This window comes from Fructobacillus cardui (assembly GCF_963580785.1).
Classification (GTDB): Bacteria; Bacillota; Bacilli; order Lactobacillales; family Lactobacillaceae; genus Fructobacillus; species Fructobacillus cardui.
The window spans coordinates 175,978-193,157 of the sequence record NZ_CAUZLS010000001.1; the positions used below are offsets into that span (position 1 = coordinate 175,978).

Annotated in this window: 19 protein-coding genes and 1 other annotated feature; of the genes, 5 read left to right on the forward strand and 14 right to left on the reverse strand. The window is 44.2% G+C overall.

The features are described 5' to 3' along the window. The first annotated feature begins 310 nt into the window (after positions 1–310). Both AABI20_RS00935 and AABI20_RS00940 read left to right on the forward strand, forming a co-directional pair. Positions 311–835 (forward strand): hypothetical protein, encoded by a 525-nt coding sequence (locus AABI20_RS00935; RefSeq protein ID WP_053068884.1) that lies wholly within the window; start codon positions 311–313, stop codon positions 833–835. A gap of 64 nt (positions 836–899) precedes the next feature. Then, positions 900–1,031, forward strand: a complete 132-nt coding sequence (locus tag AABI20_RS00940; RefSeq protein ID WP_255360177.1) for a hypothetical protein — start codon at positions 900–902, stop codon at positions 1,029–1,031. 124 nt (positions 1,032–1,155) lie between these two features. On the opposite strand, the gene tuf is transcribed toward AABI20_RS00940, so the two are convergent. From tuf to AABI20_RS00975, 7 genes are all read right to left on the reverse strand, one after another. Beyond that, positions 1,156–2,343, reverse strand: a complete 1,188-nt coding sequence (gene tuf, locus AABI20_RS00945) for an elongation factor Tu (protein ID WP_047974241.1) — start codon at positions 2,341–2,343, stop codon at positions 1,156–1,158. A gap of 176 nt (positions 2,344–2,519) precedes the next feature. Next, positions 2,520–3,428, reverse strand: a complete 909-nt coding sequence (locus tag AABI20_RS00950; protein ID WP_338346529.1) for a type I restriction endonuclease subunit R — start codon at positions 3,426–3,428, stop codon at positions 2,520–2,522. A gap of 155 nt (positions 3,429–3,583) precedes the next feature. Continuing rightward, positions 3,584–5,485 carry a ribonuclease J gene (locus tag AABI20_RS00955; RefSeq protein ID WP_338346530.1) on the reverse strand — a complete coding sequence of 634 codons (1,902 nt, stop codon included), beginning with the start codon at positions 5,483–5,485 and terminating at the stop codon, positions 3,584–3,586. 273 nt (positions 5,486–5,758) lie between these two features. Next, positions 5,759–6,178: a 50S ribosomal protein L20 gene (gene rplT / locus AABI20_RS00960; protein ID WP_047974239.1), complete on the reverse strand. Its 420-nt coding sequence runs from the start codon at positions 6,176–6,178 to the stop codon at positions 5,759–5,761. 43 nt (positions 6,179–6,221) lie between these two features. After that, the gene (gene rpmI, locus AABI20_RS00965) at positions 6,222–6,419 is read right to left on the reverse strand and encodes a 50S ribosomal protein L35 (protein ID WP_047974238.1); all 198 of its coding nucleotides are present in this window, start codon (positions 6,417–6,419) and stop codon (positions 6,222–6,224) included. A 59-nt stretch (positions 6,420–6,478) separates the two neighbouring features. Then, positions 6,479–6,997 carry a translation initiation factor IF-3 gene (gene infC / locus AABI20_RS00970; protein WP_047974237.1) on the reverse strand — a complete coding sequence of 173 codons (519 nt, stop codon included), beginning with the start codon at positions 6,995–6,997 and terminating at the stop codon, positions 6,479–6,481. A 33-nt stretch (positions 6,998–7,030) separates the two neighbouring features. Continuing rightward, positions 7,031–7,155 (reverse strand) — a sequence feature (ribosomal protein L20 leader region). 62 nt (positions 7,156–7,217) lie between these two features. Then, entirely contained in the window at positions 7,218–7,886 is a 669-nt protein-coding gene (locus tag AABI20_RS00975) for a DUF1361 domain-containing protein (RefSeq protein WP_235271941.1), read from the reverse strand. Positions 7,887–8,091: 205 nt separating this feature from the next. Here AABI20_RS00975 and rpmF point away from each other — a divergent pair, with 205 nt between their 5' ends. The 3 genes from rpmF (at position 8,092) to mscL (ending at position 10,608) form a co-directional block, all read left to right on the forward strand. Next, entirely contained in the window at positions 8,092–8,265 is a 174-nt protein-coding gene (gene rpmF, locus AABI20_RS00980; RefSeq protein ID WP_047974236.1) for a 50S ribosomal protein L32, read from the forward strand. A gap of 134 nt (positions 8,266–8,399) precedes the next feature. Then, complete coding sequence (locus AABI20_RS00985) at positions 8,400–10,112, forward strand: Rqc2 family fibronectin-binding protein (protein ID WP_338346531.1); 1,713 nt, start codon at positions 8,400–8,402, stop codon at positions 10,110–10,112. Positions 10,113–10,152: 40 nt separating this feature from the next. Then, complete coding sequence (mscL, locus tag AABI20_RS00990) at positions 10,153–10,608, forward strand: large conductance mechanosensitive channel protein MscL (RefSeq protein ID WP_338346532.1); 456 nt, start codon at positions 10,153–10,155, stop codon at positions 10,606–10,608. A gap of 49 nt (positions 10,609–10,657) precedes the next feature. Here the strand turns inward: mscL and AABI20_RS00995 are convergent, their stop codons facing one another. From AABI20_RS00995 to ftsY, 7 genes are all read right to left on the reverse strand, one after another. After that, positions 10,658–11,290, reverse strand: coding sequence for a deoxynucleoside kinase (locus AABI20_RS00995; protein ID WP_047974233.1), 633 nt, complete (start codon positions 11,288–11,290; stop codon positions 10,658–10,660). A gap of 107 nt (positions 11,291–11,397) precedes the next feature. Continuing rightward, entirely contained in the window at positions 11,398–12,021 is a 624-nt protein-coding gene (gene ruvA, locus AABI20_RS01000) for a Holliday junction branch migration protein RuvA (RefSeq protein WP_047974232.1), read from the reverse strand. Positions 12,022–12,057: 36 nt separating this feature from the next. After that, entirely contained in the window at positions 12,058–12,819 is a 762-nt protein-coding gene (locus tag AABI20_RS01005; RefSeq protein ID WP_338346533.1) for a class A sortase, read from the reverse strand. A gap of 263 nt (positions 12,820–13,082) precedes the next feature. Continuing rightward, positions 13,083–13,889: an HAD-IIB family hydrolase gene (locus tag AABI20_RS01010; RefSeq protein ID WP_338346534.1), complete on the reverse strand. Its 807-nt coding sequence runs from the start codon at positions 13,887–13,889 to the stop codon at positions 13,083–13,085. Positions 13,890–14,001: 112 nt separating this feature from the next. After that, positions 14,002–15,477: a signal recognition particle protein gene (gene ffh, locus AABI20_RS01015; protein ID WP_338346535.1), complete on the reverse strand. Its 1,476-nt coding sequence runs from the start codon at positions 15,475–15,477 to the stop codon at positions 14,002–14,004. Between the two features lie 39 nt (positions 15,478–15,516). Next, on the reverse strand, positions 15,517–15,858 hold the full coding sequence (gene ylxM, locus AABI20_RS01020; RefSeq protein WP_047974229.1) for a YlxM family DNA-binding protein: 342 nt from the start codon (positions 15,856–15,858) through the stop codon (positions 15,517–15,519). Between the two features lie 3 nt (positions 15,859–15,861). Next, the gene (gene ftsY / locus AABI20_RS01025) at positions 15,862–17,172 is read right to left on the reverse strand and encodes a signal recognition particle-docking protein FtsY (RefSeq protein ID WP_338345679.1); all 1,311 of its coding nucleotides are present in this window, start codon (positions 17,170–17,172) and stop codon (positions 15,862–15,864) included. Positions 17,173–17,180: the final 8 nt, after the last annotated feature.

The window sequence follows — 17,180 nt, forward strand, 5'->3', positions numbered from 1 at the left end:
CTCCATCTACTAAAAAACGCCCCATGTTAAGCCACTTGGGCCTAACATAGGGCGATTGTCATCGCGGTACCACCTACGTTTTGTTCAATTTCTTGAACCTCGAAGTTGCCTTAACGCAGCAAGACGTACCGACTACTCCACTTCACCGGTAGGGGTTTCAACCGAGTTCATGATTTTGGTTGGTAAGCTTCCAGCCCCGCTTACTTTCTGATGCTCCGCAATCACTACTATTGTTGAAAACTACCTTTATTATAGCATAAATCAGTAAAAATTCGTATACTATAGATTAGAAAAGAAAAAGGAGCTCGCGATGCAAATTTCAAATCGACATTTTATTCAAAGTACACTTGAAGAAACGGTCGAACCTGGTAACCTCGTTGTGGATGGTGCTGCTGGTATCGGCTTAAACACACGCTTTCTATCGAGCCGTGTGGGCTCACAAGGCCAAGTTTTGACCTTTAGCGAAGAGAAAGAAAATGCGAATCAAATCGCTTCTTCTCTTTTTATGGCAGGTTTACAAGACCGCGTTGACGTGATTAACGGTGTTTTGACACAAGACAAGCTGCAAGCACAAATTGGTAAAGTTTCAAAGCTTGACCTCGCCATTCTTGACTATGGCTCTGACACTGGCACTTCCCTTCCTAACCGAGAAACGCTTAACGAACAAATCACCCTTCTTTGGGACCACCTTAAAGATGACGGTCTCTTGATTGTCAACTTAACTCGTAACCAACAGGCAGTCAACTTCGACGTCTCCATTACAAACGATACGGATAAGGCTAGCTACCAAACTCATTCTGACTTAACCTATTTGATTGAACGCAAAGACGATTAGTCCCAGCATATCAATTCGTAAAATGGTATAATAGCGCCAATCAACAAAAACGGAGGCAAAATTCATGGGACGAATTGTCAACCAAGAAGAGCACATTAATACACCCTTAGAAGACCTCATCGACCTACCCATTCTTGATACGAAGCAAGATAAGGAAGCTCGCGATAAGGCTTTGGGTATTAAAAAAGACAAATAAAACTTACAAAAGCCCGCTGGCTGTTCAGTAATTACTGACAGTTGCGGGTTTTTAGTTTAAATCTAGCAATTTTAAGCAAAAAGAAAAAGCCCACTAAAGTGGACTTTTTTGAAGAGATAATAAATTATTCTTCGATTTCAGTAACAGTTCCGGCACCAACAGTGTGGCCACCTTCACGAACAGTAAACTTCAATCCCTTTTCAATGGCAACTGGTGCGATCAATTCAACGTCGAACGTTACTTGGTCACCAGGCATAACCATTTCAACACCGGCTGGCAATTCAACAACACCAGTAACATCAGTGGTGTGGAAGTAGAATTGTGGACGGTAGTTAGTGAAGAATGGTGTATGACGACCACCTTCGTCCTTAGTCAAAACATAAACTTCGGCCATGAACTTCTTGTGAGTCTTGATTGAACCAGGAGCAGCCAAAACTTGACCACGTTCGATCTGGTCACGGTCAACACCACGGAGCAAAGCACCAATGTTGTCACCAGCTTGAGCTTCTTCCAAAGTCTTACGGAACATTTCGATTCCAGTAACCGTAGTCTTTTGGATTTCATCCTTCAAACCAACGATTTCAACTTCAGTACCAGTAGTCAAAACACCACGGTCAACACGACCAGAAGCAACAGTACCACGACCAGTAATCGTAAATACGTCTTCGACAGGCATCAAGAATGGCTTGTCATCTTCACGTGCTGGAGTTGGGATGTATGAATCAACAGCGTCCATCAATTCCAAGATGACCTTAGCTTGTTCTTCATCACCTTCCAAAGCCTTCAAAGCTGAACCCTTGATAACAGGAATGTCATCGCCTGGGAAATCATATTCTGAAAGCAATTCACGAACTTCCATTTCAACCAAGTCGATCAATTCTTCATCGTCAACCAAGTCAGTCTTGTTCAAGAAGACAACCAAATGTTCAACACCAACCTGGCGAGCCAACAAGATGTGCTCACGAGTTTGTGGCATAGGACCATCAGTTGCGGCAACAACTAAGATGGCACCATCCATTTGTGCAGCACCAGTGATCATGTTCTTAACGTAATCCGCGTGACCAGGGGCATCAATGTGGGCGTAGTGACGAGTATCAGTCTCATATTCGATGTGAGACGTGTTGATCGTGATACCACGTTCCTTTTCTTCAGGAGCGTTATCGATTTCAGCGAAATCAGTAGCAGTTCCACCATCTTTTTCTGCCAATACCTTTGAGATAGCAGCAGTCAAAGTAGTCTTTCCGTGATCGACGTGTCCGATCGTACCGATGTTAACGTGGGGCTTATTGCGAACGTAAGTTTCCTTAGCCAATGTAGTTTCCTCCAATTTTATCTCTCAGTTTTTGTCCCGAGAAAATCGTATGTTTATATTTTACAACGCCTGGGCCATAAAGGCAACCATTAAACTGCGTTTTTCTGGCACTTAAGCCGACACTTATTATACTAAGTTCTCGAATCTTTGTAAACACCCATTTCCTAAGGGGTTTACTACCCTGCCAGTTCACTCAATGCCTGCAAAACCAAGTCGTGTGCCTGCTTTTGTTTGGCCTCTTCTTCCGGTGCTTGTTCCTGATAAAAGGCTGACAAATCAGCATCCACCCAGGCCGTGGCATCCAAGATACTTTCTTCTAGCCGTGGGAACAATAACATGGCCTCTAAGCGTAGCTGATCAAGCAAAGCCTGGTAGGCAATTGGGTCTTCTTGGCCAACCTGGTCATCTAAAGCTGCAACCAGTTTTTGAAAGGACTGATTTGAGAACAGTGGCAAGATTGCCTGCAAATCGATTTGGTAGCGCTGTTGGTCAAGCCACTGATAAGTGACTCCCCCGGTTTCCCCGAGCTCCTGCAAGTCACTCAAAAGCGTGCTGCGCATCAATGGACTTGCAAAGGGATCAACCAGTAAGAATTTCGCCCCCGTCACAAAAGTAGCTACGGGCAAGTGAAAGGCTTGTTGGTAGCGTTCCTGCTGGGCAACCATTGATTCATCGCTCAGATGGTAAAAATGCTGAGCAATCGTCTTGAGCGTCTGTCCTTGTTGGTCTTCGGCCTTCCTTTCGCTGCCCCGAATCTGTGCTAACAAATCTTCTATCAGAGCTTGGTTTGGACTCTGCAAGGTCCATTGTTGGGCGGACACGAAGTTTTGTATTTGCAAAAGCAGGTCAAAATACAGTAAGAACAGATTTTCATGTTGGGCATAATCCGACAAAAAATCAGTGGCGTAATCTTTTGCCAGTTGGTATTGCTGGTCCTCTTTTAAAGCCAGCACCAATTGGCGATTAACAGCCAAACTTTGCTCTTCTTGGTAAACTGTCACAAATAAATCAGCTGCCTGGTGGTAATGTTCCTGGTTAAACTCGGCCTCAGCCTGATCTTTGATTTCAATCAATGTCTTTTCCAAGTGAAACTCCTTTTACTCTAATAAGGCAACTTGCGCCTCTATTCTAACAAAGAAAAAAGGCCCTGACGGGTCTTTTCTCAAAATGATTTATAACTGCAAGTGACTAAAAATGCCGATGACAGGAATCGAACCCGTTGAGCCACTTTCAGTTTTAATTATTGGTTTGCTGCTTGTTGCTTGGCTTGGTTTTGATTCTTTTGACCTTTAGCCTTGTTGCCCTGGCTCTTGGGCTTATTTTGCTTTGCTTGACTATTTTGCTTCTTTTGGTTGTTATTTTGGCCCGGATTCTTTTGACCCTTCTTTTGGTCTTTATTTCCGTTTGCCTTCTTGCCCTTTTGACCGGCCGTTTCCTGACCCTTGGTGTGGTGTGGTCGGCGGTTTTGGTTAACTTCCATTACCACAGGCATTACCATTGGCCGGCGACGAGTCTCATTAAACAAGAAACGAGACAATGATTCGCGAACGCCATTCTTCAACTCGTTCCAGTCAAAGGCCTTGGCATTTTTCAAATAGTCTTCAATTGCATCAATCGTCAGCTTGCCAGCTTCCTTCATCAAGTCACGGTTCGCCTTCACATAGACAAAACCACGAGACGTCATCTTTGGCTTTGACACGACCTTGCGCTTTTTGCGATCAATCGTCACCACCGTCACAAAGACACCATCTTCAGACAAAATTCGGCGGTCGCGAAGGACCACATTGCCGATATCATTCAAAGAATCACCATCAATCATGGTTTCGCCAATCGTAAAGCCACCCTTCTTTTCAAAGGTTTGGCCATCATAAACGTACTGGTCGCCACGTTTAGCCATAATAATCTTTTTAACTGGAATATTAACTTCCTCGGCAGCAGCCTTTGCCGTTACCATCACACGAAATTCACCAGAAACAGGGAAGAAGAATTCCGGCTTCATGAAATTAATCATCATCTGCACGTCTTCAGCTGATCCGTGGCCAGATGACCGTAAATCAGTTGAAATCTGCTTGACATCAGCACCTTGTTGGAAGAGCAAGTTTCGTGTTTGTGCCACATAAGATTCAACAGCAAAGGACGGTGTTGTTGCAATAAAGACCAAATCAGAATCGCCCAAGCTGATATTGGGATTTTCACCCTTCGCCATCTTGTGCAAATTCTTAACGGGTTCCCCCATCTTGCCGGTTTCCAAAACAACAATTTGACCAGCCGGCAACGTCTCTAAGTCTTTCAAATCAGCAAACAGTTCTTCCTTTGGCATTGGCAAGTTCAACTTACCCAAATTCAAAGCGGCATGAACGATTTGTTCCACATCTTGCCCAGAGAAAATCAGGCGTCGGTGGGTCTTTGCCGTCGCATCAATCACCTGCTGAACACGCTGAATATTAGAAGCGACAACAGCCACAATAATCCGCTTGCCCTTGGCGGCTACAAAGCTGTCTTCAACATACTGGTGAATCTTCTTCTCGCTGACCATCGGCTTACCGATGTCTTCGGTTCCAGCCGCATCAGCTAGCAATGCCAAAACTGGCTTGGCACCAATTTCAGCCAAACGAGCGTAATTTGTTTGGTAAGAAGCTTCCGCCGTTTGGTCAAACTTAAAGTGACCAGTATAAACAATCTGACCCTCATCCGTTCCCAAAACAACCCCTAAAGATTCAGGAATTGTATGTGTGGTATTGAAGAATGACACCTTAACGGCCCCAAAATCAATTTCAGTATTTTCATTAACCAGGTGAAAATCATCAAAAGCCTTTAAGTCGGCTTCGCCTTGGATGGCTAATTTGGCCAAGGCAATGGTCAATTCAGAACCAAAAATTGGCACTTGAAGCTGTTGCAACAAGTATGGCAAAGCACCAATAGAATCTGCATGGCCGTGTGTTAAAAAGATTCCAGCAATTTTTTCTTGGTTATTAACGAGGTACTCAAAATCAGGGATGACAACGTCAATCCCGAGTTGTTCCGTTTCGGGGTACTTGAGTCCGGCATCTAAGATGAAAATTTCATCGTTGACCGAAACGGCATACATGTTTTTGCCGTTTTCACGCACTCCCCCAAAGGGAATTATTCTTAAATCTGTCATGTTCTATCCTTTTGTCGTTACTACTTTTTAAAGCGAATCATCTTGAAAAGGCATATTGGATTATTAGCCCCTTCTTGTCTCGATTTCAATTATATCTAGTTTAACATAAAATCCACTAGCTTGGGCAAAAGGCACTCGATTCAGCTCAAAAATTGGCAAAAAATTAGAAAATGCACATCAAAAAGAAAAAGCCAAAGCCCTGAGTGGCTTGGCCTTCAAATAAAAATCAGACTTAGATTATTCTAAGTCTGATTTTTTAGATGTTAATTAAAATTAACGTTCAACCTTAACAGTTGTTTCGGTTGTTGCTGCTGTACGTTCCTGAACCAAGACAGAACCTTGTTCCAAGGCTTGCTTTGCTTGGTCAGCCAACTTAGCAAAAGTATCGAAGTCAGATACGGCCAAATCAGCCAACATCTTACGGTTCAATTCGATACCAGCCATGTTCAAACCGTGCATCAACTTTGAGTATGACAAACCATTCATCCGGGCTGCTGCGTTGATCCGAGCAATCCACAACTTACGGAAGTCGCGCTTGCGGTTCTTACGATCGCGGTAAGCGTACAAGTATGACTTGTAAACTTGTTGCTTAGCAACCTTATAATTGATGCGACGTTGGCCACGGTAACCCTTAGCCAACTTGATAAACTTTTTGCGACGTGCGCGTGAAACTGTACCACCCTTAACTCGCATGGGTAATTCCTCCTAAATAGTATTAATTAAACGACCCTTTAAATTAGAGGGTAGACAACAACTTAGCGTACTTCTTGATGGTTGTCTTGTTCATCATCCGAGTACCACGTAATTGACGACGTTGCTTCTTTGTCTTACCGTGGAAACGGTGTGATGTGTAAGCTGAGGCTGACTTAAAGCCACCCTTAGCTGTCTTCTTGAAACGCTTTGCTGAAGCGCGGTGAGTCTTCATCTTGGGCATGAGTCCATATTCTCCTATCGTTTTTCAAGTATCTAGCGACCGGTCAAAATGAATCGTGCTTAACCCTTCTTAGGAGCTAAGACCAAAAACATTTGGCGACCGTCCATCTTAGCACGTTGTTCAACCTTGGCAATATCGTCCAATTCGTTGGCCATTCGTTCTAAGACTTCGCGTCCAATATCTTGGTGAGTGATCATCCGGCCACGGAAACGCAAGTTCAACTTTACCTTGTTTCCCTTTTCAAGGAACTTGATGGCAGCCTTCTTCCGCGTTTCGAAATCACCAGAATCAATGACTGGTGACATCCGGACTTCCTTCACCTGGACAACCTTTTGGTTTTTGCGTTGTTCCTTTTGACGCTTTTGCGCCTCGAACTTGGCCTTTCCCCAATCCATGATTTTGGCAACAGGTGGTACAGCGTTGGCCTGTACAAGCACCAAATCTTGTCCCAAGTCATCGGCGATGTTTTGCGCATCACGCGTTGACATTTCTTCTTGCTTACCGTCATGAATTAATAGAACCCGACTTGCTCGGATATTATCGTTGACTAAATCAACTTGTCGTGGTTGACGTGCTATGGCTAGGTACCTCCAAAAATTTTGTTGTGAACAACGAAGAAAAAAATGGGCAAACCGAAGTTCACCCACTTTACCTGACTGTACAAAAAGTACAACGTGTATCTGCCTAGCAACAGCAATCGTCACGAGGCGAGAAGCGGGTGCTCCTACTTGTTCAACACCCAATACTATACGCACTTTTCGTCTTGAAGTCAAGACTTTTCTGATTTTTATTTAAAGATCAATTGCGTTGGCTATCCTCTACTGCCAAATTAGCCAATAACCGACCACCAAAGTGATAAACAACTAAAATAGCAAATTGAGCACCAGCAAATAGCAGGACAAAGGCGACCATGTGTGCCGAGACAGCATCCTGCGTATTAGCCAACACAAACTTAAAGTTTGTGAAGACATCCCAAGAGTTTAACCGCAAGAACCGGCCCAAATAAATACCAATTGACGAAACCAGCGAGACAATGGCCAAAAGCACCAGGACAGTTATCCCGCCTCTTTTAATAAAGAACTTTTGAATCAGTAACTCCAATGAAAGAATACCTAGATAAACACCAATAAAAATGCCTGCCGACAGAACAGAATAATTAAAGTACTGATAACGAACGTCCAAAGAGTCACTAATATATTGCAGATGGATAAAATCCGTAATCATGTACATGGTATTTGGGAAAAACAGCAACCAGAGGAGGGAAAAAAATGCTTGTAGCAGCTTCGATTTAAAAATCAGCACCAACAAGGCAAAGTCCAATGGCAACAAAGCCAAAAAGACGTTCCACATTAAAAAGTCAAAATGGGTCGGTGTCACTAAGACGAACAAAATAAAGACCAAAACGACCAGGTGGACAACTAGCATATTCATTACATTTCGTTTCGTCATCGCGTTTTTGTACCCCATTACATTCGTTTAGCTCCCCCTTTTAACTCAAAGAGAAGAGATAATTTAATATCATCTATTTTAACAGAACTAAGCCCGTTCGTTAAGCCTTTTTAGCCGTTTATTTCAAAGATTTTACAAGGAAAAAGATTCCACCGGTTGACATTCCCTCATAAATTCGATAAACTTAACAGGTTGATAAATTGAACCGAAAGGAGGTGCCAGCATGGCTACCCCATCAAACAAGAATTCTAAGTCTCACAAGCGTAACCGCCGCGGACACATCGGTTTGAATGTGCCAAACATTGTTTTGGACAAGACTACTGGTGAATACCGCGTTGCTCATCGCGTCTCTCCATCAGGGATGTACAACGGTAAGCAAGTGACCGAAAATAAGTAAGTTTTAAAAAACCTCACTCTGTGTAGTGAGGTTTTTTTGTGACCAAATCAGCACCCAATCACCCGCTTTCATCACTTTTTCAATGCTGATTTCCGTTATAATAGAATTGATACCCCTTTGAAGGAGGAAAGACAATGCCCCTTGATGGCCTCTTTGTCCATTCGTTGGCCAAAGAATTAAATGAACAACTCGCTGGTGGTCGTATCACGAAAATTCACCAACCCTACCCGAACGAAATCGTGATGGTCGTTCGCAATAATAGTCAGAACTATCCGGTCCTGCTTTCGGCTAACCCAGCCTATGCCAGAGCCCAAGTGACTCGAATTCCCTACCAGAATCCCGCCACGCCGCCTAATTTTGCGATGTTCTTGCGTCGTAACCTGGAAGGCGCTCGTTTAAGCTCGGTTTCACAAGTTGAAAATGACCGAATCCTTCACTTTTCGATTAGTACCCACGATGAACTAGGTGATGATCAAACACTGATTTTAACGCTTGAGATGATGGGACGGCATTCAAACCTCTTCTTAGTCCGAGAAAAAGATCAGCGCATCTTAGAACTCATCAAACACGTCCCTGCCGATCAAAACCGTGTTCGGTCATTGATCCCCGGTGCAGTCTATACGTTGCCCCCTGCTCAAAATATGACCAATCCATTTGGCCACGATTTGACGGCTTTGGCTAAAATTTTATTGGACATGGATAAGGCTGATTGGCCAAAAGCCATTCAGCAGACCTACCAGGGATTTGCCAGCCTTTCAGCCAAGAATTTGGCAAAGCATTTGGAAACTGGGGCAGATGCCATGCAGACAGCTAAGGACTGGTTGGCTCATTTCGACTCGCCACAGCCGACCCTTTATCAAATAGACAAAAAGTTTACCTTTGCCGCTTTTAATTGGGATTCTGAACAAGCAGGCCAGCCTTATGACACACTCGGTGATTTATTGGATGCCTACTTCCAGGGCCAGGCCGAAGCTGACCGTGTTAATCAACAGGCTGGAACCTTGGTTCGTCTTGTTAAAAATGAATTGAAGAAAAATCAAACCAAAGAAAAAAAGCTCCAACAAACCCTCACGGACTCGCAAAATGCCGAGACCTATAAGGTCAAGGGCGACCTACTCATTACCTATCCACACCTTGTTCATAAGGGCATGCATTCGGTTCAAATCGAAAATTACTATGACAATAACCAGTTGTTGACTATCGACCTCGACCCACGCTTTGACGGTTTACAAAATGCCAATCGCTACTTCCGTAAGTACCGTAAACTCCGGTCAGCCAAGGACTACGTCTTAGAACAGCTGAAAACCACCGATACGGAAATTGACTACTTTAATCAAATCGCTAACCAATTGGCAGTGGCTTCGCCCAAGGACGTTGCTGACATCAAGGTCGAATTGATTGAACAGGGCTACCTCCGCGAAAAAGTCAAAATCAAGACCAAGGGGAAGCAAACAAAAAAGCCAAAACATGTTCTGTCTGCTCCCGACCAATTTACGGCTAGTGATGGCACGTTGATTGAAATTGGCAAAAACAATCTCCAAAACGACAAATTATCCCTAAAAAAAGCTAACCGCCAGAACATCTGGATGCACGTCCAAAAATTACCTGGTTCCCACGTCATTGTCCATTCCGACAATCCCTCACAGGAAACCATCGAAGAAGCGGCCAAATTAGCTGCCTACTTCTCGAAAGCCCGCGATTCGGCCAATGTGCCCGTTGATTACTTACCAGCAGGAAAACTGCGGAAGCCAAATGGTGCCAAGCCTGGTTACGTTATTTTTGAAGGACAATCGACCACTTACGTCACACCCGACCCACTTTTAGTACAAAAGTTGAAACATTCGTGATAGAATAGACTTATTCTGAATCATGTGAGGAGTAAGTAATATGCATTTCGTCAAAGAATTTAAGGATTTCATCAATCGTGGCAACATGATTGACCTAGCAATTGGGGTTATCATTGGTGGTGCTTTCTCTGGTTTAGTTAAATCATTGACAACAAACCTGATTAACCCCTTGGTTGGCTTTTTCACCGGTGGCGGTAACGACTTAGACAGTTTGAAGTGGGTCCCTTACAAGCACCTGACATTCAGATATGGTGCCTTCTTGAATGATGTCATCAATTTCTTGATTACAGCTTTTGTTGTCTTTCTTCTGATTAAAATCATTAGTACGTACATTATTAAGCCAAAGCAAAAAGCCGCACCGGCTCCGAGTGATGAATTGCTCGTGCTACAAGACATCAAAAAGATTTTGGCTGACCAACAGAAAACAACCAGCACTCAAACTACAACAGCAGCAGATGCAACTGACTCACAATCCCAGTCTGCCAGTGATAAATAAAGTCATATAAAAAGCCTGTTTTTTAAAGACAGGCTTTTTATATGGCCAATTAACGAATCGCCTTTAAGGCATCATCAATTTGATCCAGGATAATTGCTTGATTATTTGGATCTTCCAAATCGTACTTTTGCAAATCCACTTTAATCTTTGGTGATTGGTCATATGAATCGAACCATCCCTGGTAGGCTTCCCACATCTTGCGGTAATAAGCCTTTAACTCATCATTGCCATCAAACTGTTCATAATCCCGACCACGCTTCTTAATGCGGGCCAAAATCGTATCAAAATCAGCATCGGCATAGACCATCAAATCAGGCGCCTTTTTTGGCAAGGCGTGCAATTCGTCCATCATCCGCGTCAACAAGTTATGATAGACATCCATTTCCATATCGGAAATATTACCATCCTTATGGTTTTCCTCTGTAAAGAGTTCATCTTCATAAATTGACCGATCCAAAACATTGTTATCGTCAGCCAAGGCCTTTTTAATCATCTCAAAACGACGGTTCAAGAAGAAAATTTGGAGCAAGAAGCCATATTGCTTTGGATCCTTGTAGTACAGTGGCAAAACCGGATTATCCCCCACCGGTTCAAAAAAGGCCTGCGTTTCAAAATGGTCTGCAATCAACCCAGTCAACGTTGTTTTCCCAACACCAATCATTCCTGCTGTAATAATCACCATACATGCTCCTCTGTTTTGTGGCCAAGGCCTTCCTTTTTCACTGGAAAGAATCCCTCAGCTTGCGCTCTTGTGACAAACGGTTGCTTACACCGCATTTAACCAGTTCTTTATGCTGAAACTAGCAGGGCCAGAGCTTTTGAAATCAGCTCCTCTGTCTTTCCCTTTTCACCGGCCAAGGCCTTCTTCACCTTTTTAATATCCTTTGGCGCATAACCCAAGGCTTCCAAAGCCGCCATGGCATCGGCCAGGTTCTGGCTATCGCCGGCAACCAAGCGATTAGAATCAGACAAGTCTAAACCTAAGCTAAGCTCTTGTCCTTGAGCTAAGTTCGCAAAGTCCGCCATCTTCCCCTTCAAATCCAGAATAATCTGCTGAGCTGTCTTCTTTCCCACTCCTGGAAACTGAGTCAAATAACCAACTTCATCCTGATCAATGGCCGCCACCAAGGAAGCTGGGTCTGCACCAGCCAGGATAGCCAAGGCTGATTTGGGCCCAATGCCTGAAACATTTAATAACTTGTTGAACAGTCCCTTTTCAGTCATCGAAGCAAAACCATAAAGGGTTAACTCCGTTTCGCGAACAATTTGTTCCACGAAAACTTGGGCTTCCTGGTCAACGGTGTAGTGATAGGGATTGGCCGGAAAAATCTTGTAGCCAATCCCATCCTTACTTTCTAAGACGATATAGCCTGGCCAGACCTGGGTAATCACACCCCGCAAGTATTCATACATAATAACTCCTGGATATCTATTTTACCGTAAAGCAGATTACGGAACTAAGTTAATTTTTTGCTTTTTCGTATCGAAATAGCCAATTTCGTCATTGCTAGCATCCGCCCAAGATTCAAACTTCATGAACTTGGCATTCGTGATGATGCGCTTCGTAGTATCAGGAAAGAGACAGGTAATAATCGTAATTTTTGCCTTATCGTCATCACGGTCATCCGGATTCAAAACGGATCCATCGTTTTCATCAACACCAACCTGACCGGTAATCTGATAAGTAAAGACCCCATCACCATTAGCCAGATAGATTGATTGACCATTTAACCAGCTTGAGCTCCCCGCTTGACCATTTTCGTAATACGGTCCATTCTGATTAAGCTTCTGTTGCAGAGCGGAAAAAGCCGTATAACCATTATCCCAATTATGAGCAGCCAGCGTATAGTTTCCCTGTCCCATTGTTGGTACAGGCGTACCTTTTTGCGCCGTATTAGCCCCAACATTCAAGGCAACGACTGAATAGGCATTATCGTAAATCGGTAGTAAGATTGACAATTTTGGAATAGCCACAAAGCCTTGCTTTGTTAATCCTTTAGCACTTTGATCTTGAGCACTAATTTTGCTGGCAATCTGTTGTCGATCATTTTGGCTATAAATCTTTGTTTGACCAAACAATTGCTTTGGAACCGTTTTTACTGGACTTAATGCAGGCTGTGATTCAGCCCAGCTGTAACTCAAAAAAGCGATAATACCAATAATTATTAACCAAAGCAGGCGTCGAACCCACTTCCTCATACGGTCAGTCATTTGGCTTTCTCCTCCTGACAGTTTTTCATTGTCTCATGATGCTAATTTTTTCTGTAGGATAAATCAGCATTAAAATGTTTGACTTAATGCTACTATTATAGCATTAAAAACAGATTGGTCTAGTCGCCCCCGTTTGACCTAACAAACATGGTTTTTAGCACTAAAAAAGCAATCATTCGATTGCTTTTAAATGTTTATCAATACATGGTAACAGGTTTTACACCAATAGCTCAGCTAGACTCGATAACTGATTTTTTCTCTGCTTACAGGAGGTCAGCCAAAATCGTCTTCAAGACCCCGTCATTGTTGGAATCAGCAACTGCTTCCTCAAACCCATAGGTAAAGAGTTCAGGATCGGCATTCGGCATCACGAAGGGATGACCAACCAATTGCAGCATCTCCAAATCATTCAGGCCGTCACCAAAGGCAGCCATCTCCTCTGGCAGGATACCTAGCTGATCACCTAAACCCTTTAAGGCGACACCCTTGTTAACAGCTGGGTTGACCAAGTCAACGGCACCATAACCCGAAGTTGTGACGTGGATTGGTAGTTGACGGTTATTGACCGCTTCCATGAAGGGACGCTCAAAGTCTGGTAGATCGACCGTCATCTTCAAAATCGGTTCGTTAATCTCGCTTAAACTGTCAACAATTCTCAAATCCTTGAAATATTGTTGCGCCTTGCGATCACCATACCCCAATGCGGCCATCTCTTTCAGCATAAATGCTTGAGTGACCCCAGTGAAAACTAGGCCCATTGAGACTCTGTCGCGATTAGCTAACACAGTTTCCACAATCGGCTGAAAAGCGGCCGTCTCAATTGGGTAAGTCTTCATGATTTCACCCTGTTCAACGACTTCAGCACCGTTGTTAGCAATCAACGTAAAGTCTTGGTTGGCCCCGGCAAAGTATTTGGCCACCTTATCTGGATGATTACCAGTCGCAACCACAAAGGTTACATTCTGTTTCTTGGCTAAATCGACCATTACCTGGTAAGCCTGGCGGTCAAAACTTTTGTCCGCTCGTAAAAAGGTGGCGTCTAAATCAGTTGCAATTAGTTTAATCGTCATCATTTTCCTATCTGTAGCTACGTTCAAAAACTGGGATATGTCGCCCCTTTTCTACCATAGGCAATGACTGCCGCCGGTCACCTGCTATCGTTTCACTAACAACAGGCAATAATTATTTTTTGCCACGCTTCTTCTTTAACTTCTTCATCTTCCGGGCTGCTTGCTTCATAGCAAAATTTTGAACCTTTTGGCCAAAGTTGCCACTTGGCATACCACCGCCCATGCCACCCATCATTTGAGACATGTCCATCCCGGTTTGTCCCATCATGGATTCCATACCGGAGAAGTTTCCTTTTGAGGCTTGGTTCATCATCTTGCGCATCTGATCGAATTGCTTAATCATCTTGTTAACTTCCACAATTGGTCGCCCAGCACCGGCTGCCAAACGACGGCGGCGAGATGGGTTCAACAAATCGGGATCCTCTCGTTCAGCCTTCGTCATCGATGAGATAATCGCTTCCATATGGGCAAACTGCTTGTCATCAATTTGCAGGTTCGCTAAAGCGGGATTACCGGCCATTCCAGGAATCATCTTCAACAAATCTTCCATTGGTCCCATGTTTTGGACCTGGTGCAGTTGGTCGATAAAGTCGTTGAAATCAAAAGTGTTCAGGCGCATCTTTTCAAGCTGCTCTGCCTGCTTCTTTTCGTCAACTTCTTGCTGAGCCTTTTCGATAAAGGTCAGCATATCGCCCATGCCCAAGATTCTTGAAGCCATTCGATCTGGATAGAAAACGTCCAAATCAGTCGGCTTTTCACCTTGACCAACGAACTTGATTGGCTTCCCCGTGACGTCACGGATTGATAAGGCGGCTCCACCACGGGTGTCACCATCTAACTTGGTCAAAACGACACCAGTCAAGTTCAACTCGTTGGCAAAGCCTTGCGCTGTTTCCGTAGCGTTCTGTCCGGTCATCGCATCGACCGTCAAGAGAACTTCATCCGGCTGAGCAATCGTTTCGATGTCCTTCAATTCAGCCATCAATTCGGCATCGATTTGCAAACGACCCGCCGTATCGATCAAGACATAATCGTTCTTATTTTCCTTGGCCTGAGCCAAACCAGCCTTCACGATTTCACGTGGGTCAACGTCTGTCCCCTGTGAAAAGACCGGAACATCCAAATCTCTTCCCAAGATTTCCAACTGATCAATGGCGGCTGGACGATAAACATCGGCCGCAATCAAAAGTGGACGAGCATTATTTTCGCGCTTTAACTTATAAGCTAATTTGGCAATGGTGGTTGTCTTACCAGCCCCTTGCAAACCGGCCATCATAATGATTGTCGGAATCTTTTCTGATTTGTTGAGCGGAACTGCTTCGTCTCCCATCAAGGCCGTTAATTCATCATTAACAATCTTGATGACCTGTTGGGCTCCGTTCAAACCTTCCAGAATTTCTTGACCCTTCGCCTTTTGGCGAATTTGGTCGATGAACTTCTTCACTGTTGAGTAAGAAACATCCGCCTCCAGTAAGGCTAAGCGGATTTCACGAAGAGAGGCCTGCAGGTCTTCTTCTCTAATCTTGCCCTGACCAGTTAGGTTTTTCAACGTCTTGGAGAGACGCTGCGTCAAGTTTTCAAAAGCCATGATTGCTTGGCCGGGCCACTTTGGGCACCGGCTTCCCCCTTAATTAATTTCTTGGTTGACCAGTTGGTCTAAAATTTGCTTTAGGTGTTGATCGTTTTGGTAGTGCTCGGCAACATAGTCCAACAAATCCTGTTCCTGCACTTGACGGTGGACTGAATCTTTGTAGAGGCCCAAAACAGCCTCGTAATGTTCCAAAGAGTCAACGCCACGCTTCAAGTTATCCGAAACGGCTTGCCGGCTAACAACTTCGGCCTCGGCAATTTCAATGATGGAATAATCATCCTCAAAGTAAGCCCGCAAGTAGTTTTGTTGCTTAACCGTCAGCAACGGTCCGTAAAACGGTAATAGTGCGTTCACCTGATTTTTTTTGTCTAAATCCATCTCTTAGACCAAGTCCTTAAACATGCCATAAACAAAGTCTTCGGCCGAAAAGACGCGTAAATCAGTGGCCTTTTCACCAAAGCCAATCCATTTGACTGGCAAATGAAGGCTGTCACGGATGGCAAAGACTATGCCACCCTTGGCAGTCCCGTCCATCTTGGTTAGGACGATGCCAGTCACATCAGAAGAGTCCTGGAACAACTTCGCTTGCTGCAAAGCATTTTGCCCAGTCGTCGCATCCAAAACCAGCAAAACTTCTTGTGGTGCATCTGGCAAGACCTTCTTCACCACCCGATTAATCTTTGATAGCTCCTGCATCAGGTTAACGTTGTTTTGTAAACGACCGGCCGTATCAACGAACAAGACGTCATAGTGTTCTTCTTTGGCACGTTCAACCGCCGTATAAACAACAGATGCTGGGTCAGCCTTTTCGGGACCAGCCACAACTGGCACATTAGCCCGGTTACCCCATTCCTGGAGTTGCTTCACAGCACCGGCACGAAAGGTATCCGCTGCCGCCAGAAGAACCTTTTTGCCCTCCTTCTTATAGGTTGAAGCTAATTTTCCAACGGTCGTTGTCTTACCGACACCGTTCACCCCAACAAAGAGAATCACAGTTGGTTGACCGGCTGGCGCAAAATGCATCGTTTGGTCTTCGTTTTGACCTTGAGCCTCATACTGTGACACCATTTGTTCAATAATTAAAGAACGGATTTGGTCCTTATCTTTGATGTTTTGAACCTTAACAGCCTCACGAACTTGGTTAGAAATTTGGATGGCCAAATCGAAGCCTAAATCAGCCCCAATTAAGGTATCCTCTAATTCTTCAAAGAAGTTTTCATCAACCGAACGGAAGTTAGCCAAAAAGCGGTTAAACCGTTCAGCAAAGCCGTTCCGTGACTGCTTCAAGCCACGGTCATAGGCGTCCTGGTTGGATTGCTTATCTTGGTGTTGGTCTTCGTGCTGGTCTTGCTTTTGACCCTGGTTCTGATTGTGGTCAGTAGCAACAGATTGGTCGCCGTCATGCTCGTCCTTGCTATTTTCTGCAACCACTTCAGCTGGTTCGTGCTTGGCTTCGTCATGATCAGCGGTTGCCGATACATGGGTGTCAGCTGCATCTTTCGCAACAGGCTGGTTTTGTTGGTCCGTTGCTGCCACGTTTGCACTCTTCTCAGCCGGCTGATTTTGGTCAGCATCAGTTACCTGTTTCTCTGATTCACTTAGTGCTGACTCAGGCGTTGTCTGCTGTTCAACTTCGGCTGACTGATTTTCCTGATCAACCTTTTTTTTCTTAAAAATATCAAAAAGTCCCATAGTCTACT